21 protein-coding genes are annotated in these 19,742 nt (G+C 68.4%); 12 read left to right on the top strand and 9 right to left on the bottom strand.

What is annotated here, in order from left to right; all coding sequences use genetic code 11:
- The first annotated feature begins 15 nt into the window (after nt 1–15).
- Together meaB and ABOD76_RS19635 are read left to right on the top strand one after the other, a co-directional pair.
- Entirely contained in the window at nt 16–960 is a 945-nt protein-coding gene (meaB, locus tag ABOD76_RS19640; RefSeq protein ID WP_350243641.1) for a methylmalonyl Co-A mutase-associated GTPase MeaB, read from the top strand.
- Nucleotides 961–1,011: 51 nt separating this feature from the next.
- The gene (locus ABOD76_RS19635) at nt 1,012–1,800 is read left to right on the top strand and encodes a hypothetical protein (protein ID WP_350243640.1); all 789 of its coding nucleotides are present in this window, start codon (nt 1,012–1,014) and stop codon (nt 1,798–1,800) included.
- A gap of 240 nt (nt 1,801–2,040) precedes the next feature.
- Here ABOD76_RS19635 and ABOD76_RS19630 read toward each other — a convergent pair whose 3' ends face one another.
- A complete protein-coding gene (locus tag ABOD76_RS19630) occupies nt 2,041–2,934 on the bottom strand; it encodes a ferritin-like domain-containing protein (protein ID WP_350243639.1) in 894 nt (297 codons plus the stop codon).
- 151 nt (nt 2,935–3,085) lie between these two features.
- Here ABOD76_RS19630 and ABOD76_RS19625 point away from each other — a divergent pair, with 151 nt between their 5' ends.
- The 8 genes from ABOD76_RS19625 to ABOD76_RS19590 all read left to right on the top strand — a co-directional run bounded on the left by ABOD76_RS19625 (nt 3,086) and on the right by ABOD76_RS19590 (nt 11,143).
- Nucleotides 3,086–3,421, top strand: coding sequence for a histidine triad nucleotide-binding protein (locus ABOD76_RS19625; protein ID WP_350243638.1), 336 nt, complete (start codon nt 3,086–3,088; stop codon nt 3,419–3,421).
- An 8-nt stretch (nt 3,422–3,429) separates the two neighbouring features.
- Nucleotides 3,430–5,571: a tetratricopeptide repeat protein gene (locus ABOD76_RS19620; protein WP_350243637.1), complete on the top strand. Its 2,142-nt coding sequence runs from the start codon at nt 3,430–3,432 to the stop codon at nt 5,569–5,571.
- A gap of 48 nt (nt 5,572–5,619) precedes the next feature.
- Entirely contained in the window at nt 5,620–6,771 is a 1,152-nt protein-coding gene (locus tag ABOD76_RS19615; RefSeq protein ID WP_350243636.1) for a hypothetical protein, read from the top strand.
- Nucleotides 6,772–6,805: 34 nt separating this feature from the next.
- Nucleotides 6,806–7,564, top strand: a complete 759-nt coding sequence (locus ABOD76_RS19610) for an amino acid ABC transporter ATP-binding protein (RefSeq protein WP_350243635.1) — start codon at nt 6,806–6,808, stop codon at nt 7,562–7,564.
- 258 nt (nt 7,565–7,822) lie between these two features.
- Complete coding sequence (locus tag ABOD76_RS19605; protein WP_350243634.1) at nt 7,823–8,158, top strand: helix-turn-helix domain-containing protein; 336 nt, start codon at nt 7,823–7,825, stop codon at nt 8,156–8,158.
- 107 nt (nt 8,159–8,265) lie between these two features.
- Nucleotides 8,266–8,928 (top strand): hypothetical protein, encoded by a 663-nt coding sequence (locus ABOD76_RS19600; RefSeq protein ID WP_350243633.1) that lies wholly within the window; start codon nt 8,266–8,268, stop codon nt 8,926–8,928.
- Between the two features lie 187 nt (nt 8,929–9,115).
- Nucleotides 9,116–10,816: a site-specific DNA-methyltransferase gene (locus tag ABOD76_RS19595; RefSeq protein WP_350243632.1), complete on the top strand. Its 1,701-nt coding sequence runs from the start codon at nt 9,116–9,118 to the stop codon at nt 10,814–10,816.
- A gap of 153 nt (nt 10,817–10,969) precedes the next feature.
- Nucleotides 10,970–11,143, top strand: coding sequence for a hypothetical protein (locus tag ABOD76_RS19590; RefSeq protein ID WP_350243631.1), 174 nt, complete (start codon nt 10,970–10,972; stop codon nt 11,141–11,143).
- A 412-nt stretch (nt 11,144–11,555) separates the two neighbouring features.
- Here the strand turns inward: ABOD76_RS19590 and ABOD76_RS19585 are convergent, their stop codons facing one another.
- The 3 genes from ABOD76_RS19585 to ABOD76_RS19575 are packed head-to-tail and all read right to left on the bottom strand — an operon-like array spanning nt 11,556 to nt 13,570.
- Nucleotides 11,556–13,010 (bottom strand): hypothetical protein, encoded by a 1,455-nt coding sequence (locus ABOD76_RS19585; RefSeq protein ID WP_350243630.1) that lies wholly within the window; start codon nt 13,008–13,010, stop codon nt 11,556–11,558.
- 4 nt (nt 13,011–13,014) lie between these two features.
- Entirely contained in the window at nt 13,015–13,371 is a 357-nt protein-coding gene (locus ABOD76_RS19580) for a hypothetical protein (protein WP_350243629.1), read from the bottom strand.
- Nucleotides 13,364–13,570 carry a helix-turn-helix domain-containing protein gene (locus ABOD76_RS19575; protein WP_350243628.1) on the bottom strand — a complete coding sequence of 69 codons (207 nt, stop codon included), beginning with the start codon at nt 13,568–13,570 and terminating at the stop codon, nt 13,364–13,366. The genes ABOD76_RS19580 and ABOD76_RS19575 overlap by 8 nt, the downstream gene beginning before the upstream one ends.
- A gap of 282 nt (nt 13,571–13,852) precedes the next feature.
- Here ABOD76_RS19575 and ABOD76_RS19570 point away from each other — a divergent pair, with 282 nt between their 5' ends.
- Entirely contained in the window at nt 13,853–15,058 is a 1,206-nt protein-coding gene (locus ABOD76_RS19570; RefSeq protein WP_350243627.1) for a tyrosine-type recombinase/integrase, read from the top strand.
- A 54-nt stretch (nt 15,059–15,112) separates the two neighbouring features.
- On the opposite strand, the gene ABOD76_RS19565 is transcribed toward ABOD76_RS19570, so the two are convergent.
- From ABOD76_RS19565 to recF, 5 genes are all read right to left on the bottom strand, one after another.
- Nucleotides 15,113–15,856, bottom strand: a complete 744-nt coding sequence (locus tag ABOD76_RS19565; RefSeq protein WP_350243626.1) for an SDR family NAD(P)-dependent oxidoreductase — start codon at nt 15,854–15,856, stop codon at nt 15,113–15,115.
- A gap of 95 nt (nt 15,857–15,951) precedes the next feature.
- Nucleotides 15,952–16,740: a hypothetical protein gene (locus ABOD76_RS19560; RefSeq protein WP_350243625.1), complete on the bottom strand. Its 789-nt coding sequence runs from the start codon at nt 16,738–16,740 to the stop codon at nt 15,952–15,954.
- A gap of 14 nt (nt 16,741–16,754) precedes the next feature.
- Nucleotides 16,755–17,342: a MogA/MoaB family molybdenum cofactor biosynthesis protein gene (locus ABOD76_RS19555; protein WP_350243624.1), complete on the bottom strand. Its 588-nt coding sequence runs from the start codon at nt 17,340–17,342 to the stop codon at nt 16,755–16,757.
- A 67-nt stretch (nt 17,343–17,409) separates the two neighbouring features.
- Nucleotides 17,410–18,264 carry a DUF721 domain-containing protein gene (locus ABOD76_RS19550; RefSeq protein WP_350243623.1) on the bottom strand — a complete coding sequence of 285 codons (855 nt, stop codon included), beginning with the start codon at nt 18,262–18,264 and terminating at the stop codon, nt 17,410–17,412.
- The gene (gene recF / locus ABOD76_RS19545; RefSeq protein WP_350243622.1) at nt 18,261–19,310 is read right to left on the bottom strand and encodes a DNA replication/repair protein RecF; all 1,050 of its coding nucleotides are present in this window, start codon (nt 19,308–19,310) and stop codon (nt 18,261–18,263) included. Before recF ends, ABOD76_RS19550 begins: the two co-directional genes overlap by 4 nt.
- 104 nt (nt 19,311–19,414) lie before the next feature.
- Between recF and ABOD76_RS19540 the strand changes: the two genes are divergently transcribed.
- On the top strand, nt 19,415–19,735 hold the full coding sequence (locus tag ABOD76_RS19540) for a DMT family transporter (RefSeq protein ID WP_350243621.1): 321 nt from the start codon (nt 19,415–19,417) through the stop codon (nt 19,733–19,735).
- Nucleotides 19,736–19,742 lie beyond the last annotated feature (7 nt).

Raw genomic sequence — 19,742 nt, 5'->3', positions numbered from 1 at the left:
TCTACCATCTGGAACATGCATCCGCTGACCACGCCGCTGCTGGCTGGAAACCGCCGCGCGCTGGCCCGCGCCATCACGCTGGTGGAGAGCACCCGCCCGGACCACCAGCAGGAAGCCCAGCACCTGCTGGCCGAAGTGCTGCCGCACGCGGGCCAGAGCGTCCGCATCGGGCTGAGCGGGGTGCCGGGCGTGGGGAAGAGCAGCTTTATCGAGCGCTTCGGGCTGCTGCTCACCGAGGCCGAGCACCGGGTCGCGGTGCTGGCCGTGGACCCCAGCAGCGCCCGAACCGGCGGCAGCATTCTGGGCGACAAGACCCGCATGCCGCAGCTGACGGTGCATCCGTCCGCCTACATCCGGCCCAGTCCGTCGGGCGGCACGCTGGGCGGCGTGGCGCGGCGCACCCGCGAGGCCATCACGCTGTGCGAGGCGGCCGGCTTCGACGTGGTGCTGGTGGAGACGGTGGGGGTGGGCCAGAGCGAAACGCAGGTGGCGGCCATGACCGACCTGTTCGTGCTGCTGACGCTGCCGAACGCCGGCGACGAGTTGCAGGGCCTCAAGCGCGGCATCATGGAACTGGCCGATCTGTGTGTGGTGAACAAGGCCGACCTGGACCCGGCCGCCGCCACCCGTGCCCAGACCGAACTGCGGGCGGCGCTGCGGCTGATTACGCCGCATGGTGCCCGCTGGCGGCCTCAGGTGCTGCAGGCCAGTGCGCTGAGCGGGGCGGGCCTGCCTGAAGTGTGGGCGGCGGTGCAGCAGTACCGCGCTGAACTGGGGCCGGAACTGGCGCATAAACGGCATGCACAGCTGCTCGGCTGGTTTGACGAGCTGCTGCGTGAGGCGGTCTGGGCCAGCTTTCAGGCGGGCCTGGACCCGGCCCGCTGGCAGCAGGTCCATGCCGCGGTGCAGGCTGGGACGCTGTCGCCGGTGCAGGGCGTGCAGGCGCTGCTGGACCCCTGATCTTCACCGAATCCAGAGCCCGGCATCACCCGGGCCGGGAACAATACGCGCATGACCACGCTCATGAGAACGGCTGGGGTCCTCGGGCTGTGTGCGGCACTGGGCGCCGCTCCGGTCCGGGCGCAGCTGGATGACTCCACGTCCTGTGCGCCCCTCAGCTACGTGCTGAAGGTGACGCCGAGCAGCACCTCACAGATGCAGCTGACCGCGTCTCTCAACGGAGCAACCCCGCTGCGCACCGATTCTGCCAAGAGCACCAGTTCGGAGAGCGCGGACGTGACCAGCAAGGTCAAGCCCACCGGCAACACGCTGACGGTGAGCTGGAAGGTCACGGGCGACGCCAACAAGCGGGATGTCCGGACCGGCTGGGTGTCGCTGAAGGTGGGCAACGGTTCGCGCTTCACCACCATCGCCGCCTTCCGGACCGACTACTATCCGGGCCAGAAGACCCTGACCTTCCGCTTCGATGCGCCGCCCAAGAACAGCGTGCGCTGCGACAACAAGGCGGCGGCCTACGGCATGCAGCTCGGCACGGCGGTGGGGAACGGGCGCGTTTCGCAGTTCACGCTTTCAGTGAACGGCCATTACTACAGCATCACCACCAACGAACCGTCCAACCTGACCGAGAGTCAGTCCATCGACTTGCGGCCGTTCCTGACGCCCGGGAAGAATGACGTGCGGGTGCAGTGGAAGGTGCTGAGCGAACAGAGCACCACGGGCAGCTACGGGGCGCAGATCACCCGGACCACCAACGGCAAGGCGGAGGTGCTGGCCAAAACGGTGGTGAAGGCCCGGCAGGGCGAGACCGGTGAATTCAGGGCAAGCATCACCGTACCCTGACGGGCGCAAAACACCGACTCGGCCACTCCTGAGAGGGCCGAGTCGGTGTTGATCCGGGGCCGATGCATTCTTCAGCGGATCGGGTGGGGGTGATGCGACCTGCTGGCTGTTGTTTGCAGGGAGTGGACCTTCAAGCTACCCCCGTCTGGCACGTGGGGTAACGTCCAGCCACGTTCGTCTGGCACGTGGGGTAACGTCCAGCCACGTTCGTCAGGCTGCTCGCCCCGTCCTGTTCCGGCCTTACTTGATGGCGCCGTTCAGGCCGTTCGGGTAGAAGCCGCCCTTGCCCTTGCCGCCCAGGTACACGATGTTCAGCACCTCATTGGTGGTGCGGGCGTAGGCCACGCCGTTCTTGTCGGCCGCCGCGATCACGGCGCCCGTGTTGTCGCTCAGCCCCACGTCCTTGCCGCCGCCCACCTTGCCGCGCAGCGCGCTGATGGCCGCGATGACCTGCCCCACGTACAGCCCGGCCGCCGCCGTCACCTGACGCTGCTGGTACAGCAGGGTGCGGATCGCGCCGGAGTGAGCGGCCTCGGTGGCCAGAATGCCGGCCGCCGCCTGCAGGTAGGCGGGGTTGGTGATCAGGGTCGCCGCGCCGTTGTACGCGGTGACGCCCACGTCCTCAAAGATGAACGCGCCGTGCAGGAAGAACAGGTCGTTCGCGTAGGGGTTGAAGCCCTTGATCTTGCCACCCGAGGCCGCCTGACCGGCCGCGTCGAAGGCCATGCCCAGGTCCAGCACCGGACGCACCACCGCCGCCTTGCCCAGCGCCGCGTGCAGGAACTTCACGTGCGCCAGCTCGTCTTCGGCAATGTCCTTGACGATGGCCTCCACGTTGCCGTCCTTGAACTGCATGCCCATGCTGCCGTCCAGCCCGGCCGGCAGCCGGATCTCGGCGCCGCCGCCGATGGCCTGCAGTTCCTTGAGGCGGCCCACGGCGGCCAGGTAGAAGGCGGCCTCCAGGTACTCCAGGTTCAGCGCGAAGTTCAGCACCAGCGGGTCAATGTCCTTGGCGGGCGCGGCCAGGCTGCCCGGCTGCACCAGACCCAGGGCGGCGGCCCCCAGGCCCAGCTTGCCCAGGGTGGCGAGGGCGGCGCGGCGGCTGTGCTGTTCGGTCATGTCGGTGATTTTCATGGTGGTTCCTCCGTACCCGGAAGGCTCTGGCCTCGCCGGTCGAACGCGCTTGGTTCACCCGGTTGTATGCAGGGGGCTTCCGTCTAGATGTTGGACATGAAGGCCCCATGAAGGTGCTCCGACAATTGGCACGCTGCATTACAGTGGGCAGATGGCCACCCTGTTCGAGCGCATCATCGCCCGCGAGATCCCCAGCACGGTCGTCTATGAGGACGATGGCTACATCGCCATCAAAGACATTGCGCCAAAAGCCCCGGTGCACCTGCTGGTGATTCCCAAGCGGGTCAGCACTCGCCTGGACAAGATTGAGGACGCGCAGCAGTTAGGCGAGCTGATGCAGACGGCCATCCGGGTGGCAAAATCACAGCTGCAGGACTACCGGCTGGTGATCAACGTGGGCCAGGGCGGCGGCCAGGAAGTCTTTCACACCCACGTGCACATTCTGGGCGGCTGGGAGGGTGGCAACCCGGTCGGGTTCGGGGGCTGAGCCGGCTGATGCGGCTGCAGCTGTTCGGCGTCCCGCTGGTCTGGGCCGGGGAGCAGCCGCTTTCGCTGCCGGTGGGCAAGCCGCTGGCGCTGCTGTGCTACCTGGCGGCCACCGCGCCGCGCCCGGCCACCCGCTCCGCCCTGAGTGCCCTGCTGTGGGAGGACCAGGACCCGCAGCATCTGAGGCAGGCGCTCTACACCCTGCGCCGCGCCGGGGTGCAGCTGGAGGGGCAGGCCCAGCTCCGTTACACCGGCCGCAGCGATCTGGCCGAGCTGCGGGCGGCGCTGGACGCGGGCACCTGCACGCCGGAACAGCTGGAGCCGCCGTTTCTGGAGGGGCTGGAGCGGGTCGCCGCGCCCGGGTTCCTCGGCTGGCTGGAGGAGCAGCGTCAGCACTGGGCCGGGCGGCAACGGGCATTGCTGGCGCGGCAGTTTGGCCACGCGGAGCCAGAACCGCGTGAAACCGGCGCCGTGCCGGTTCTGCCGGACCGCTGGCTCGGCTGGGCGCTGAGCGTGTGGGGCGAGCCGGACCCGGAGGCGCTCTCGCACCTGCTGTATGGGGATGCGAGGTCGGCGCTGGAGGTGGCCAGCCGGCTGGCCCTGGTGCCTGCGGAGGCGCTGAAGGAACCGGTGCCGGAAGTGGCCGGCGTCCTGCTGCACGCCCGCGCCGCGCGGCTGCTCCAGGGCAAAGGAGCGGCGCCAGAGCGGATCGCGCAGCACTTCCTGCGGGCGCAGGACGGGGCCAGCGCAGTGCCTCACCTGCTGGCCTCGGCTCGGGCCATGCTGGGCACACAGCCGCAGCAGGCGCGGGCCCAGGCGCTGCGGGCGCTGTGGGCCAGCGATTCAGCCGCACACCGACTGGAGGCGCTGTTCGTGCTGGAGCAGCATGCCGAGCAGACGCGCCAGGACGTGTGGCAGCAGCTGTGGCTCTCGGAGCTGGAACAGCTGGCCTTCCAGACCCAGGACGACGACGTCCTGCTGCGGCTGGCCCTGGTGCAGGCGCAGCGCCGTCAGCGGGCCGGGCGACCGGAAGCGGCCGCAGAGGCGGCCCGCACGGCGCTCGACATCGCGCGGCGGCTGGGGCGGATGGAAAGCGCCCAGGAAGCACAACTGCTGCTGGGCGCCTATGCCCTCGGCGCTGGCCGGCTGGACGAGGCGGCCCACCGGCTGAGGCCACTGCTGCGGGCCAGTGCGCCGCTGGTCCAGCTGCGCGCGCGGCTGAACCTGGGGACCGTCTACGCGCTGCAGGGCCGGCGGGTGCAGAGCGTGGAGCATCACGAGCGCGCGCTCACGCTGGCGCGGCAGCTGGGGCACCGGCCGGCCACGGCGGCGGCCCTCAACAACCTCGCGGGCAGCTACGAACAGCTGGCCCGCTATGCCGACGCGGCCCGCATGGCCCGGGAGGCGTATCAGCTGGCCGCCCTGCAGCAGGACCGCGCCGTGCAGATCACCGCGCTGCTGAACCTGGCAGAGTTTCACCGCTACGCGGGCGCGTACGGCCCCTGCTGGAACACGGTACAGGAGGCGCTGGACCTGGTGGGCCCCGATACACCGGCGGAGCTGCACAGCGCGCTGCTGGCCCGGCTGGGCCTGCTGGAACTGCGCTTTGGCCGGCGCGCGGCGGCCCGGTCCCTGCTGGATGAGGCCCTGCAGCTGGCCCGGCAGGCGGGAACGCCCCGGCCTCAGCTGATCGCGCAGATGCAGCTGGCGCTGCTGCGGCTGCCCTCGGCGGCGGCCCGACAGGAGCTGGAGCAGGTGGGGGAGCGCTTCCGGACGCACGGCTACGGCCTGCTGGCCGACCTGACCGAGCTGCACGCGGTGCATCAGGACCCGGAGGCCACCCCGGAGCGGCTGCTGGCGGTGGCGCGGCAGCACCGGCAGCATGCCCACCCGCACCTCGCCTGGCTGGCGGCGGTGCAGCAGCTGCGGGCCACCGGGGAGGGACGGGCGGCCGTGCGGCGCGGCCTGCAGCGCTTCCAGTTCGCCGAGGCGCCGGAGGTGCTGGCGTGGCTGGGCGAGCGGCCACAGGCCCGCGCGCTGCGCCTGGAACAGGCCAGCGGGCTGCCGCCCCGGCAGCGGCGCGCCTTTCTGGAGACGCCGCTGGAGTCCGTCTCGTCTTCAGTGTCCGGCGCTGCCTTCGCCTCCGTTTGACGCCAGTTTGACGCCCGGCCTCCGTACAGTGGGGCCGGAGGTACACCCATGTCCATTCCTGCCCTGATGCGCCGCTGCTCGCTGGCGGTGGCCCTGATTCCGCTGCTGTCCCTGTCGGTCACCCACGCGGCCACCGCGCCCGCCTGCCGCGTGGTCATCAAAGACGATGTCGAGAAGGACACCCGCTGGACCCACCTGGCCGGCAGCCGCTGTGACGTGCTGATCAGCGGCTTCGTAAAGGTGACGGCCGCCCTTAGCATTCAGCCGGGCACCGTGCTGCACTTCACCGAGGACGCGGCCCTGGTGGTGGACGACAACGGCAGCCTGAACGCGGTGGGCACCGCCAAGGCGCCGGTGATCTTCGCCGGCGCCAGCAGCGGCCCCGGCTTCTGGGAGGGGCTGCTGTTCGGCTCGCGCAGCGCCCGCAACGTGCTGCAGTTCGTGCAGGTCCGGGACGCCGGCAGCGACGTCAACACCGACGCGGCCATTCAGGTGACGGTGGGGGGCCAGCTGAGCCTGCAGGACAGCGTGATCAGCGGCAACAAGGGGCGCGGCCTGAGCGTGGACGACTACGGCACCCTGAGAAAATTCGCGCGCAACAGCTTTCAGGGCAACGGCAAGGCGCCGGTCAGCCTGCCGGCCAGTCAGGTGGGTCAGCTGGACGCGGCCAGTGACTACCAGGGCCGCACCCGCCCCAACGGCCTGGGTCTGGTGGTGGTGGACGACGGCGACCTGAAGGACGCCGCCACCTGGCCCGGCATCGGGTACCGCATTGACGAGCCGCTGAAGGTGGAGGCCCCGCTGACCCTGCAGCCGGGCGCGCGACTGGTGTTCCGCGAGGGTGGATGGCTGAACGTGGACGACAACGGCAGCCTGAAGGCGGTGGGTACGGCGCAGGCACACATCCGCTTCGAGGGCGAGGAGGCCGGCACCCCCGGCTTCTGGGATGGCCTGCAGATCGGCAGCAACCACGACAACGTCCTGGACTACGTGGACATCGTGGGGGGCGGCGCGCGCAGCAACACCGGCCTGTTCGGCAACGGCATCTACAGCCAGAACGGGCGGCTGCGGCTGAGCCATAGCACGGTGTCGGGCAGTGAGAACTACGGCATCTACCTCTCATCCACGGCAGCCCTGACCATGGACGATACGGTAGTGCTGGACGGGAACACCCGAGGCCGGCTGTACCGCGAGGAGTGAGGTGCCTGCCGAAGCGGATGCTCTAGACTGACGCATGACCCAGAGCGTTTCCGAGTCCGCCCCTGACATCATCGTCGCGCAGGACGTGCACAAGCGCTACGGCAGTTTTCAGGCGCTCAAAGGCGTGAATCTGCGGGTGAAGGCTGGTGAGGTGGTGGTGATCATTGGGCCGTCGGGCAGCGGCAAGAGCACCTTCATCCGGACCATCAACCGGCTGGAACCGCACGAGCAGGGCACCATCACCGTGGACGGCATGGAGCTGCGGGACGGCCAGAACCTCGACCGCATCCGGCGCGAGGTGGGCATGGTGTTCCAGAGCTTCAACCTGTTCCCGCACCTGACGGTGCTGCAGAACCTGATGCTGGCCCCGATGCGGGTGCGCCGCCTGCCAAAGGGCCAGGCCGAGCAGCGCGCCCGCGACCTGCTGCGCCGGGTGGGCATCGAGGAGCAGGCCGAGAAGTACCCGGCCCAGCTGTCCGGCGGGCAGCAACAGCGGGTGGCGATCGCCCGGGCGCTCGCCATGGACCCCAAGATCATGCTGTTTGACGAGCCGACCAGCGCCCTGGACCCGGAGATGATCAAGGAAGTGCTGGACGTGATGAAGGAGCTGGCCCGCACCGGCATGACCATGCTGGTGGTCACGCACGAGATGGGCTTTGCCCGCGAGGTGGCCGACCGGGTGGTGTTCTTCGATCAGGGCAACATCGTGGTGGACACCACCCCGGAGGCCTTCTACCAGAACCCGGAGAACGAGCGGGCCCAGCAGTTCCTGAGCAAGATCCTGGGTCACTGAGCGGGGCAGCACCAGCCGGACCGCCCCAGCGGTCCGGCTGACGTCTGCTGGCTCCGCCTACACCGGTCTGCCGGCCATCATGAAGCTGGGGGTACGCATATCTCAGGGGGACCCAGGCCGGTCCCTCTGATCTTGCCGGAGCCGTTCAGGAGCGGTTTTACCGACCGCCAACTTCCGGTCTCGTCTCGTCTCGTCGCCCCTGATCCTAGCCCGTTTAAGGGATGCTCCAGGGATGGCCTGGACGGTATTCTGCTGGGCGTGACCGAGCCCGAGGTGATGACCGTGCCCGAGGTGGCCCAGCTGCTCCGCATTGGCCGCGCTGCGGTATACGAGGCCATTGAAGCAGGGCAACTGCGTGCCGCCCGCTTCGGGCGGGTGCTGCGGGTCCGCCGAGCTGATGCGTGGAGGTGGTACGACGATCAGGTGCCGCGTTCGGTCAGCTCTGGGGTAGATGGTCGGTTTGGGGAGACGATGGAGGAGATGGAGGCCCGGTTCTGGGCGCGTCACGTCGCTGACCAACCGGCTTACCTCCGAGAGGAGCGGTTCATGATCCGCGCCAACCGGATTGCCCGGCTGATGTGGGGCTTGCCATAGGCGGGCAGGGGCAGCGGAAGGGGGAGTGCCACATCTGTGGTGCGCAGGGGCCGCTGACCTTTGAGCACATCCCGCCCCGGCAGGCGCTGAATTCGAGTCCTGTCGTCGTGACCAGCTTTCAGAAGCTGCTTGACGCCCAGGCGTTCCCAGGCGACCCGCTGCGGGGCAAAACCATGCAGCGCGGTATGGGCAGGTATAGCCTCTGCGACCGCTGCAACACCACCACAGGCAACCTCTACGGGCCGCACTTCATTGCGTGGACCGCTCAGGGTCTGGAGCACGTTCTGCAGCTCCAGCATGGCGGCCTGCTTGCCCTGCCGTACCGCACCTTCCCGCTCCACGTCATTAAGCAGGTCATCTCAATGTTCCTGTCCATCAACCCGGTCGTGTTCGGACAGCGAAACCCAGCGCTGCGGGAATTCGTTCTGAACCGGACGCTGACTGGCCTGCCGCCGCAGTACAGGGTGTACTGCTTCTACACCTTGTCCAGCAGGATGAGGTACAGCCCCTTCGTGTACCGAGGGGGTGATAGCCCAGGCAGCCTGTTTTCTGAAATCGCGTACCCGCCGATTGGGTACGTGCTCACCGTGAATTCTGGCCCCCCGGATGGTCGAATGCTGGAGATCACGCCGTTCGCTGATGCTCGGTTCAACGAGTACGTGGAGCTTTTCTGCCAGATGCCGCTGCTGCCTACGGTGAACTACCTGCCGGGCACCTATGACACTCTGGAGGAGCTGTCAGCCTTACGCCCCGATGGTGCGGAGGAGTGAGCCTGGGGTGGCCAGACAGCCACCACTATCAGGACGAGCGCACTGTTTGGAGTGGCTGGCCCGGTTCAGGGAGTGCTCCACCCGGCCTGGGTATCCGGCGTCATCCCGTTGATACGAAAATTTATCATCGGAATCGCCCGCGCCGACCACATGTGAAAGCAGGCAGTGACAGCAGGCGTGCCAGATTGTGCTGGTGCCTGCCAAATCAGTCGCCGTCTCATCCACTCCGAAGCGCAGCCGTCAGCTCTACCTGGGCGACAACCTCAAGGTTCTGCGGGAGAGCATCGCCAGCGAGTCGGTGGACCTCGTGTATCTGGACCCCCCCTTCAACAGCGCTGCCGACTACAACGTGCTCTTTCGGGACCAGGGCGACCATCAGGACAGCGCCCAAGTGCTGGCGTTCACCGACACATGGCACTGGGGACCAGGAGACGAGCAGCTGCTGCTGGAGCTGACCCAGATCAATGGCGAGCTGGCCCGCTTCCTGAGCGACACCGTGGCCCGGCTGGGTCGCAATGACCTCAGCGCCTATCTCGTGATGATGGCAGCGCGGCTAGTCGAGCTGCATCGTGTGCTGAAGCCCACCGGCAGCCTGTACCTGCATTGCGACCCAACTGCCAGTCACTACCTCAAGACCATTCTTGATGTCATCTTTGGCCCTGGGCGAATTCTGAGTGAGATCATCTGGAAGAGGACCAGCGCCCACAACAGCGCGAAGCGCTTCGGTCCAGTTCATGACACCATTCTCCACTACGGAAAGTCCGAGGACTATACGTGGAACCCTCAGTACACGCCATATGACCCCGACTACTTGGATGAGTTCTATGTTCACCGTGATGCTGACGGTAGAAGGTGGCGCAGGTCAGACCTGACTGGGGCAGGGACCCGAAACGGAGCGACAGGCGAAGTGTGGAGGGGCATCAATGTCACAGCGAAGGGCCGCCACTGGGCAGTTCCACCTGATGAGCTGGATAGACTCGATAGCATCGGGCGTATCCATTGGCCCGCTAAGGCTGGAGGCGTCCCACAGCTTAAGCGGTACGCCGACGAGCAAAAAGGTGTGCCCCTGAGCGACGTGTGGACAGATATCAAGCCACTGCACAACCTGGCCCAAGAGCGCCTCGGTTATCCCACTCAGAAGCCGCTGGCCCTGCTGGAGCGCATCGTCAGGGCCAGCAGTAACCCTGGTGACGTGGTGCTGGACCCTTTTTGTGGATGTGGCACTACAGTCTGTGCCGCTGAAAAGTTGGAGCGCGACTGGATAGGCATTGACATTACCCACCTGTCCGTCGCGCTGATCAAAGCCCGACTGCGGCGCGACTTCGGGCTGGAAGCCAAAGATTTGCGAGAGGAGGGAACGCCGACCACGGTCGAGGGCGCTCAGTACCTCTTCGATCAGAAAGACGGCGCCTACCAGTTCCAGTTCTGGGTACTGGGTGAGATCGGCGCCCAGCCCTACGGCGCCATCGGTGACAGCAAGAAGGGGAAAAAGGGCGGTGACGGCGGCATCGATGGCCAGATGTTCTTCCTGCGGCCTGATGGCGGCAAAGTGGAGAAGGTGGTCATCAGCGTGAAGGGCGGCAAGAACCTGACTGCAGGCATGGTGCGCGATCTGGCGGGCGTACTGACGAAAGAGCAGGCCGCCATCGGGGTGTTCATTTGCTTGGCGCCCCCGACTGCTGGGGTACTCAAGGAGGCGGCTCAGCAGGGTAGCTACAGCTATGGCGGGAAGGCGTTCCAGCGAGTACAGGTGCTGACCGTGCAGGACATCCTGGCGGGCAAGCAGCCGGATATGCCGAAGGGCGCGGTTAACGTTTCCTACGAGCAGAAGGCCACCAAGACGCTGGCTACCAAGAGCAAGGACAAGGGCATGGACAGCCTCTTCTGAGGGTGGCCTGCTCTTGAGCATCATCGCAGGGCTTTGTCTTCAGGGCTTCAGCCTTGCTGCAGTCGCTGCGCTCCTGCTTCACGAAAGAAAGGGAGCAGGACATGCCCGTGGTCGGCCCTCCTGCCAATTGAGGTCAGCAGTAAAATGTAAGGGATGACCGAAGCCGATCGCCGCTATGCCGCCCACGCCCGTCAGGAAGCCCGCACCGTGGCCGACATTCTCGGTGAGGTGACCACCGCCCTGGACGGGCTGAGTGACGAGCAGATCGTGGCCGAGTGGTACGAGCGGCAGCGCCGGATGGAGGCTGCCCTCAAGCAGCAGCGGTAACCTCCCTGCCCGATTCGGCGGAGCTGGGGAAAGGTAAGCGCACCGGGTAGCAACCCCGCTCCGGTCTGCTGGCCCTGCCGTGCTCGGCCACGCTGCGCTGAGGTCGCTGCCCTCAGGCCTTCAGAACGCCATTGCTGGCGCGGCACAGCACGCTGTGCAGGTCGAGGTGGCTGTCTGGTCGATGCTCTGCTCAGTCAGATCGCTGTGGCTTTGGCCTTACTCTGTCGCTGCGCTCCGGGCCACTGAATACTGGCAGGCTTCACAGGTGGTCCTGCGGACCTGCAGGTAGTGCTTTGGCGATGGCCGAGAGTTACGGTTGATCGGCGCTACCTTCCCCTGCGATGGAGCAGCTTTCATACTGCGCTGTCGCAGTGCATTGGCTTCAGCCTTGCTGCAGTCGCTGCGCTTCTGCTCACGAAAGAAGAAGAGAAGCAGGGCCTGCCCGTGGGTTGATGGGGCGGGCGCGGGGCGGCGGTTCAGATCGCTCCGGCACTAGCCGGTGAGGCTGGGAATCGAGGGTATACGACACCCCGGCAGCGGCTGATGGGCAGCTGGCCGGGGGATGGATTCCGCCTAAGACATACAGTAAGGCGGTGGTGATGCTGTTGGCGTAATGGCGGCGCGGGGGTGGATCGGCCCCCAGTCCTGGGAAACGGTGCGCTCGGGGTGGTGGTACAGTAGTAAGTACAGCTGGCTGCTGTGTGGTGAGGGAACAGGGCGGGGCGCTTCGTGCGCCCTGCTCCCTTTTCGCAGGGCCAGCACGTGCGTTCCGAGGGCGCTGGAGGCCCCGCTGAGCGCGGGGATGGTGCAGGGTGCGGCCAGGGCGGCGCAGGGGGTAAGGCGGCGCTGCGGTGCAGCTCAGGGCCAGGAGCAGGGCCGTCAGAGTCTGCACCAACACGTCCAGAGTCTGGAGGAGCATTGCGGCCTGGGTCTGCACCAGAATATTCAGAGTCTGGAGGTGCAGCGCGGCCAGCGACCACGCCTGCAGCACCCGCAGGGTCAGCAGGGCGAGCGAAGGGGTCTCAGCGGTGCCCTGCTGGGTGATCTTCAGCCGAACGCTCTTGCGGCCTGTAGCGCGGTAGCGCTGGTCCCGCATCAGCCACCACAAGCCGTTCGCCAACGCCAGCTTCTCGGGCTGGTGAGCCAGCGCCATCGGCGGACCGGCCTGATAGGCGGCCCAGCGCTCAGCGTCCCGGCGCTCGGGGTTCCAGCTGTTCGGTTTCCGAATCACCCGCCATGTCAGCTCACAGCCGCTGCACCGCCACCCCCGCCCGGTCTTGCCGTCGTGCTGCCGCCAGCTGTGACGATGCCACGTCCCGTCGCAGACTGGGCAGGTCGCCCCGATGGCCCGCAAGGGCACCGTGGCGTGGGCGTGCGGCTGGCCTTCGCAGTCGTACTGCAGGACGCTGAATGCCCTCCAAGCGCCACGAACCGTAGTGAGGTAGTTGGCGTGGGCCTGCTCGATCTCCAGCTGTGAGCTGGAGGCGGGTAGGTGGAAGGTCACCGCCACCACCGGGCCGCAGGCGAGCTGCATCTCTTGGGTCTGCTTGAGCAGGGAGGGTCTGCGGCTGGTGTCGTAGCGGTCCAAGCGGCGGCAGATCGGGTTGCCGGGGTGGCCTGAGAGGTACTGGAGCTGCCGCTCCTCAGCCTCAGCGCTCGTGTATCCGAAAACCGTAAGTTTTTCTTGTTGATCCGCAACTTTTTTACTTGCGGATTCAACAGGTGCCGGGCGAGGGGTAGTCGGCTGCTGGGCCTGTCGCCACGCCCGCCCAGCAGTCTGGTCCTCGCTGATGGCCCCCCAGCCGTGCCCATCCTTCACGGTTGCCCGCGAAGTATCGAACAGGGTGGGGGGCAGATCAGCGGGCACCGGGCTACTCCTGGGTGATCAGGACCATGCCAGCAACCGCCTTGAGCAGGTCGTGGCCGGTATAGGTGGGCCGCCGCAGCACGTTCTCCAGCTCCGGGCGCCGGGCCAGCTGCAACAGGCGGGCGGTTACGCGGTCCGGGCTCAGCCTCAGCGCATCCCCGATGGCCGAGATGGTCTCGGTGTAGGTGATGCCGACCGGCGCGATCCAGCCCAGGTAAGCCAGCGCGGTGGGAGCACTGATGCCCTGCGGCTCGGCCTCCTCATACGGGCGAGTGGGGTCGATGCCGGGCCGCAGCACAGCGTCCAATGCGGCCATCTGCTGCTGGAACAGGGCGATCTCTTCAGGAGTGAGCTTACTCATGGCGGGTCTCCTCGTGGGCCATGAGGAACATGGCGAGGTCAGCAGGGCGCACGCGGTGCGCTCTGCGGGTGTTGGTGGTCGAAACATTGACGGACGGGAGAGCGCCGCTGCGGATAAGCCGCTCAACGGTCCCCCTGCTGAGCTGGAGAGCAGAGCAAACCTGCGCGACGGTGAGGAGTTGGGTGGGGTGCTCAAGCATGCCCAATGGTCGCGCTGGACGCTGTTTGATGGGTACCAGAACACGTGAGCCCTGGGATGCCGCTGGCGCCGCACTGGTGCTGCTCAAGTGGGCGCGGGGTAGGGAGGGGGAGAGCGATGGCGGCCCCGCGTGTCAGCAGTCTGCCAGCTCGGAGGCGGAGCCGAGGTGTGTAATGCACCTTGCAATTTAAATTGCACAATAGATGGCTGAATTCGCGCCAGGAGCGAGAATTTCGGCGTGTGCCGTAGTCAGCCTGACTGACTCAGCGGTAAAATGGAGGCCATGACCCAGACGAAGCGCGGGCACGGAGAGGGCAGCATGCGATCTCTGGCTGTACTGGATGAGCGGCGCCGTACCCACCGCTGGGAGGTACGCTTCACGGCCACCGACCCGATGGGGAAGCGGCGGCAGGTCAGCCGCACCATCCGGGGCACTGAGGCCGAGGCCAGGGCTTTCCTGCGCTCACAGCAGTCCGATGCTGGGCGGGCTGGTGTGGCGGTCAGCAAGGCCACCGTGGGAGATGTCGGGCCACGGTGGCTGGCCAGCCGGGCGGACCTTGCTGAGGGCGCACAGCGGCGATACCGGGCCGCATTGGAGCGGGAGGTGCTGCCGCGCTGGGGATCAGTCAAGGTCACTGAGGTGCGGCGCCCACAGCTGGTGGCATGGCTGGCTGCTCTGAAGACCCGGAAGCCTGATGCCGAGGGAAAGCACGGCCCGCTCGGGCACAGTGCGGTGCGGTTGGTCCATACCGTGATGCGGGGGCTGCTGGCCTATGCCGTGGACGTGGAGCAGCTGATCAGCGTGAACCCTGCCGACCACCTGGCTCTGCGGCGCTCCAGGGCTGAGCTGGACGCGCCGGGACGGGTGGTTAAGGCGTTCGATGCCGAGCAGGCGCGGGCCTTTTACCGGGCGGCGGTGGCGGACCGCAGCGCGGGGCCGCTGGTGTTCAGCCTGCTGACTGGCGTGCGGATGGGCGAGGCGCTGGCCCTGCGCTGGGATGCCGTGAACCTGCAGGCCGGAACGGTCGAGATCAGGGCCACCCGAAGCGGAGGGGAGGGGCCAGTGTACGAGGCAGCCCCCAAGAGCCGCGCTGGGCGGCGGGTGCTGCATGTAGCGGGCGATGCGCTGGCGTGCCTTCAGCGGCAGGTGGCCCAGGTCGAAGCCGAGCGGGAGGCCCGCCTGCCGGGCTGGCGGGAGCCCGAGTATGTCTTTCACACCCTGGTGGGCACGCCCTACCACCCGGACGCGATGAAGCGGATCATGCGCCGGGTGTGCGAGGCCGCCGAGGTGCCAGTGCTGAACCCGCACGGCTTGCGCCACACGGCGGCCACGCTGATGCTTTCGGGCGGTGCGGACGTGGCGGCGGTCAGCGCCCACCTGGGCCACAGTCGCATCAGCATCACGATGGACACCTATCGCCATGCCCTGCCCGAAGAAAAGCGGCACCTGACCCTGAACCTGGGTGCGGCTGCAGGATATCAGGGATAAATCATGGGATTTCAAATCAGGTGGAGCTGGAGGATGCCCGCTGAGACGACTTTTTTATACAGGTCTCCCGGCCATCATGAAGCTGGCGGTCATGCCGCCGTCCACCGTCAGGATCGCTCCGGTGATGAAGCTGGCCTCCGGCGAGCCCAGGAAGTACACCGCCTGCGCCACCTCGCGCGGCTCCCCGATGCGCCGCAGCGCGTGCAGGTCCTGGTAGTCGCGGCGGGTCTGCTCGGGGTCGTCGGTGGCCTGCACGCCCTGCAACAGCGATTCGGTCGCGATGGCGCCCGGCGCGACCGCGTTCACCCGGATGCCCATCGGGGCGAGGTCCAGGCACATGGCCCGGGTCAGGTTCACCAGCCCGCCCTTGCTGCTGTTGTAGGCCACGTTGCCCGGCTCCGCGAACAGGCCCTGTACGCTCGCCACGTTCACGATGGCGCTGTCCTGCGGCATCAGGCCGATCAGCTCGCGGGTCAGAAGCAGCGGCGCGGTCAGGTTCACCTCCAGCGTCCGCAGCCAGCCGCGCTCAGACACCTCCAGCGTGCCGCCGTGCGCCTCCTGGTAGGCCGCGTTGTGCACCAGCACGTCCACCCGGCCCAGCTTCTCTCGCGCCGCCCGCCCGATGCGGGCGCGGCCGGCGGTCGTGGCAATATCGGCCTTGATGCGCTCCTGACCGCGCAGAACGGGCGGCTGGTGCAGGTCCACCGACAGCACCCGCCCGCCGCGCTCTGCGTACAGCTCGGCGATTGCCCGCCCGATGCCCCTGGCCGCTCCGGTGACCACCACATTCGTACTCATGAAGGCAGTGTCCGGGCCGGCCCAGCGCTGAATGGTTGGTTGTCTTACCGAGTGCGGTCAGATCAAGGAAGCGTAAGTGCGGCCCGGCGGACCGCTCAGTTCAGGACCCGGCTGGGCCGGTCAGGGGCCTGCCACTCGGCGCTGTACAGCAGCGGCACGTCCGGCTGATCCTGGCGCACGTACCAGACCCGCAGTCCCTGCTCGTGGGCGGGCCAGGGGGCCAGGGTCGCCACGCTGCCGGCGGGGAGCAGCTGCAGCGGATGGCCGGTGTCGTCTCTGGGGATCAGCCAGCTGTTGACGCTGCCGGGAGACCAGCCGGCCAGATACAGGTTGGCCGGTCCGATGTTGTGCAGCCGCGCGGTGCCCTGATCCAGATGCAGCTCCAGGTCTGGCAGCGCCGGCACGCGCGAGCTGCCGAAGCGCACGTTCAGGCCGGCCGGCAGGGAAGGAGCCCGCCGCAGCGGCAACAGCAGCCGGGTCAGCAGCAGGCCCATCAGCAGCAGCAGGGCGCTCACGCCGGTCACGGCCAGCCCGGGAGAGGGGGCCGCCAGCTGAGGTGAAAGCAGCAGCAGGCCGGCGGTCGTGAGCGCCAGCGCGGGCCGCGCCGTGACCGAGGCCTGCTGCGGGAGCGGCGCGGCCCGGTAGGCGTAGGGCCAGTAGAAGCCGATCAGCAGCAGCGCGGCGCCCATTCCGAACAGCGCGTACACCTCGGTAAGGGGGGCGGCGGCCAGCAGCGCCAGCGCCACCGGCGTCAGGAGCGTGAAGTGAGGCCGCTCGCCCTGCCGGGCCTGGCGGGCCACCTGTACCAGCCAGCACACCGCCAGGGCCGCCAGCGCCGCCAGATAGAAGGGCGTCAGCTCGGTGATCGGTTCGAGGGTCGGCATCAGTAGTCCTGCGCTCAGAGTTCAGGCGGGCGCACCCGCAGCTCGTCCCGGGCCATCTCGGGCAGGTCCTCGGTGACCGGCACCACCGGGTGAAGCGGCTGCAGGTGGCGGGTCATCTCGAACACCAGATGATTCAGCTCGTCGCGCAGCAGTCCCTCCCAGGCGGTCTGCACCGCGTTGAGGCTGCCGGGCAGCGCGAACAGCAGCGTGTGGTTGGCCAGCCCGCCCACCGCCCTGGACAGCATGGCTGCGCCCTTCACCTGCGGGTACGACAGCATGCGGAACAGCTCCCCGAAGCCGGGCATCGGCTTGGTCAGCAGGCTCTCCACCACCGGAATGGTCACGTCGCGCCCGGCGATGCCGGTGCCGCCGCTGCTGATCACCACCTGGGCATGCGCCATCAGGGTGTTGAGCGTGCTGCGGATCTCCAGCGCGTCGTCCTTCACGATGCGGTAGCCGGACAGTTCGTGTCCGTGCTCGGCCAGCTGCTGCATCAGGTACTGGCCGCTGGTGTCGGTGGCCTCGGTGCGGGTGTCGCTGATGGTCAGGATGGCCGCCCGGATGCGGTCCGGCGCGGCTTCCCGGTGTTCTTCACGGCCCATGTGTGGAGTGTAGCGGCTGGACCGGCCCTGACCTGAGGGTCAGGCTCCAATTGGGCGCGGGTCCGGGTTACGGCTGTTCGGCTTCCAGCACCTGCCGCACCCGCTCCGGCAGCAGCCGCCGGTGCTCGCGGGTCAACACGGCGTGGCTGCGGCGCTGCAGCAGGGCCACGTACAGCCGCGCCTGCTCGGCCAGAAACTCCTGGTAGTGCGGCTCGCCGCCGCTGCGCACACACTCCAGCGCCAGCAGTTCCATCTGGGCGGCCAGCTGCTGCAGCGCCAGGTGGCGCGCGGCATGGGTGCCGCTGTCGCCCAGGGTGTCGGGCAGGCGCAGCAGCAGGCTGGGGTCGCGCGCCAGCCGTGGCGCCGCGCGGCACACCAGCGGGTCCTGCAGCGTCAGGGTGCAGGCGCGGCACGGCTGCTCGCGGGTGGCCTCCCCGCACACCGGACAGGTGCGGTAGCCCTGCTGCTCCCGCCAGCGCCGGGCACGGGTGATGGCCTCGGCGGCCCGCTGGGCGGCGTCCAGCAGCGGCTCCGGCACCTCCTGCACCATCTCGCGGGCGCGCACCAGATCGGGGGCCGGCAGCGGGTCGGGCGGCAGCGGCTTGGGCTCGGTGGGCAGCGTGCCCACCACGAAGCGCAACTCGGTGACGCTCTGGTCGCCCAGCAGCGCCTGCAGCCGTGCCAGGAAGTGGTGCCGCTGCAGCGTGAAGTGGTGGGCGTGGGCGCTGTCGCGGGTTTCCACGTACAGGGTCGTGCCGTGCTGGTTGCGCGCGCGGGTCAGGCGGGCCATCTCCGGCCCCACCGCCTGCGGCCACATCAACACGCTGCGGGCACGGCTGACGCCCAGCCGCAGGCCCCGCTTGGCCAGCGTCTCGCCCAGCAGCCCGGCCATCTGGTGGGTGCGGCCGGTGCGCGACCTCACGCCTCCACCTCCTGCGCCAGCACGCCGCCGGCCGCCACGTGCAGGGTGCGGGCCGCCCCCGGGAACGCCTCGGTGCCGGTCACGATCGCCTGCGGCACACTGGCGGCCAGCTGCAGCAGAAAGGCGCGGCGGTGCGGGTCCAGCTCAGCTGAGAAGTCGTCAATCAACAGCACTGGCTGCTCGCCGAACTTCTCGGTCAGCAGATCCAGCTCGGCTTTGCGCAGCGCCAGCGCGATGGTGCGCGCTTCGCCCCGGCTGGCGTAATCGCCGGCCGGAAAGTCGCCCAGCGTCAGGTTCAGGTCGTCGCGGTGTGGTCCCACCACCGTTGCGCCGCGGCTCAGCTCCTCGGCGCGGCGGCGGCCCAGGTCGTGGCGGAAACGCTCGGGGTCGGTGGATTCCTGCAGCTGCAGCTGCAGCGGCTTCTGGCTGCCCAGCTGCGCGTGGGCGGCGGCGGCCAGCTCGGCCAGCCGGCCCGCCGCCCGGCGCCGCAGCTGCATGATCTCGCTGCCCAGCGTGACCAGCGACTCGTCCCAGACGGCCATGGCCCAGTCCTCGCCGGCCCGCAGCGCCGCGTTGCGCTGGGCCAGCGTGCGGTCGTAGCGCTGCAGCATCTGGGCGTGGCGCGGACTCAGGCGCGACAGCAGCGCGTCCAGGTACGCGCGGCGCAGGGTGGGCGGGCCGTACACTAGCTCCGAGTCTTCCGGGCGGATCCATACGGCGCTGCCGCGCGGCAGCTCCTGACCGCGCACCCGCACCCCGTCCACCCGGGTGGTGCGCCGGCCCCGGCCCACACCGGTCTCCAGCACGCTGAGGCTGCCGCCGGCCATCAGGTCGGCGCGCACGTACGCCTCACGCTCACCGCTGCGCACCAGTTGCTCCAGCCGGGGCGCGTCGGTGAGGCCGGTCAGCGCCAGGTAGGCGGCTTCCAGCAGGTTGGTCTTGCCGGCGCCGTTCTCGCCCCACAGGCCGCTGACCCCCGCCGGGAACGGCAGGGTGGCGTCCTGGAGGTTGCGGTAGTTCAGGGTCGAGAGCGAGAGCAGCTGCACCGGCCCATTGTAGGCCGTGGGCCCGCGCCCCGAATGGGGGAATGCGGACCAGCGGCCTGACCGGCCGCTGGTCCGGTGGGTCGTGCCGGGCCACGGGGCGCCTGATGAGTGTCTACCTGATGCTTGCCCTGGCCATCCTCGCGGAGGTGGTCGGAACCAGCGCGCTGCGGGCCAGCGCCGGCTGCACCCGCCTGCTGCCGTCGGTGCTGGGGGATGCGGCGGCGTTCTTTCTGATCTGCCGGGGGCTGACCGTGCTGCCGCTGGGCCTCACCTCCGCTATCTGGTCCGGGGTGGGCGCTGGCCTGACCGCCGTGATCGGCTGGCTGTCCTTCCGCGACGCCTTTTACTGGCTGGCGCTGGGCGGCATCGGGTTCATCGTGGTCGGGATGGCGCTGCTGCACCGGAGCGGAGGGGCGCGGCACTGAGCGGGTG

It is taken from the genome of Deinococcus sonorensis KR-87, assembly GCF_040256395.1.
Lineage (GTDB): Bacteria > Deinococcota > Deinococci > Deinococcales > Deinococcaceae > Deinococcus > Deinococcus sonorensis.
This window is presented reverse-complemented; position numbering and strand designations above follow the sequence as displayed.

Excerpts from the sequence above, each read along its gene's own strand:
- meaB (WP_350243641.1), top strand. The coding sequence starts at position 16 with ATGCATCCGCTGACCACGCCGCTGCTGGCTGGAAACCGCCGCGCGCTG.
- ABOD76_RS19635 (WP_350243640.1), top strand. The coding sequence starts at position 1,012 with ATGACCACGCTCATGAGAACGGCTGGGGTCCTCGGGCTGTGTGCGGCA.
- ABOD76_RS19630 (WP_350243639.1), bottom strand. The coding sequence starts at position 2,934 with ATGAAAATCACCGACATGACCGAACAGCACAGCCGCCGCGCCGCCCTC.
- ABOD76_RS19625 (WP_350243638.1), top strand. The coding sequence starts at position 3,086 with ATGGCCACCCTGTTCGAGCGCATCATCGCCCGCGAGATCCCCAGCACG.
- ABOD76_RS19620 (WP_350243637.1), top strand. The coding sequence starts at position 3,430 with ATGCGGCTGCAGCTGTTCGGCGTCCCGCTGGTCTGGGCCGGGGAGCAG.
- ABOD76_RS19615 (WP_350243636.1), top strand. The coding sequence starts at position 5,620 with ATGTCCATTCCTGCCCTGATGCGCCGCTGCTCGCTGGCGGTGGCCCTG.
- ABOD76_RS19610 (WP_350243635.1), top strand. The coding sequence starts at position 6,806 with ATGACCCAGAGCGTTTCCGAGTCCGCCCCTGACATCATCGTCGCGCAG.
- ABOD76_RS19590 (WP_350243631.1), top strand. The coding sequence starts at position 10,970 with ATGACCGAAGCCGATCGCCGCTATGCCGCCCACGCCCGTCAGGAAGCC.
- ABOD76_RS19580 (WP_350243629.1), bottom strand. The coding sequence starts at position 13,371 with ATGAGTAAGCTCACTCCTGAAGAGATCGCCCTGTTCCAGCAGCAGATG.
- ABOD76_RS19575 (WP_350243628.1), bottom strand. The coding sequence starts at position 13,570 with ATGCTTGAGCACCCCACCCAACTCCTCACCGTCGCGCAGGTTTGCTCT.
- ABOD76_RS19570 (WP_350243627.1), top strand. The coding sequence starts at position 13,853 with ATGACCCAGACGAAGCGCGGGCACGGAGAGGGCAGCATGCGATCTCTG.
- ABOD76_RS19565 (WP_350243626.1), bottom strand. The coding sequence starts at position 15,856 with ATGAGTACGAATGTGGTGGTCACCGGAGCGGCCAGGGGCATCGGGCGG.
- ABOD76_RS19560 (WP_350243625.1), bottom strand. The coding sequence starts at position 16,740 with ATGCCGACCCTCGAACCGATCACCGAGCTGACGCCCTTCTATCTGGCG.
- ABOD76_RS19555 (WP_350243624.1), bottom strand. The coding sequence starts at position 17,342 with ATGGGCCGTGAAGAACACCGGGAAGCCGCGCCGGACCGCATCCGGGCG.
- ABOD76_RS19540 (WP_350243621.1), top strand. The coding sequence starts at position 19,415 with ATGAGTGTCTACCTGATGCTTGCCCTGGCCATCCTCGCGGAGGTGGTC.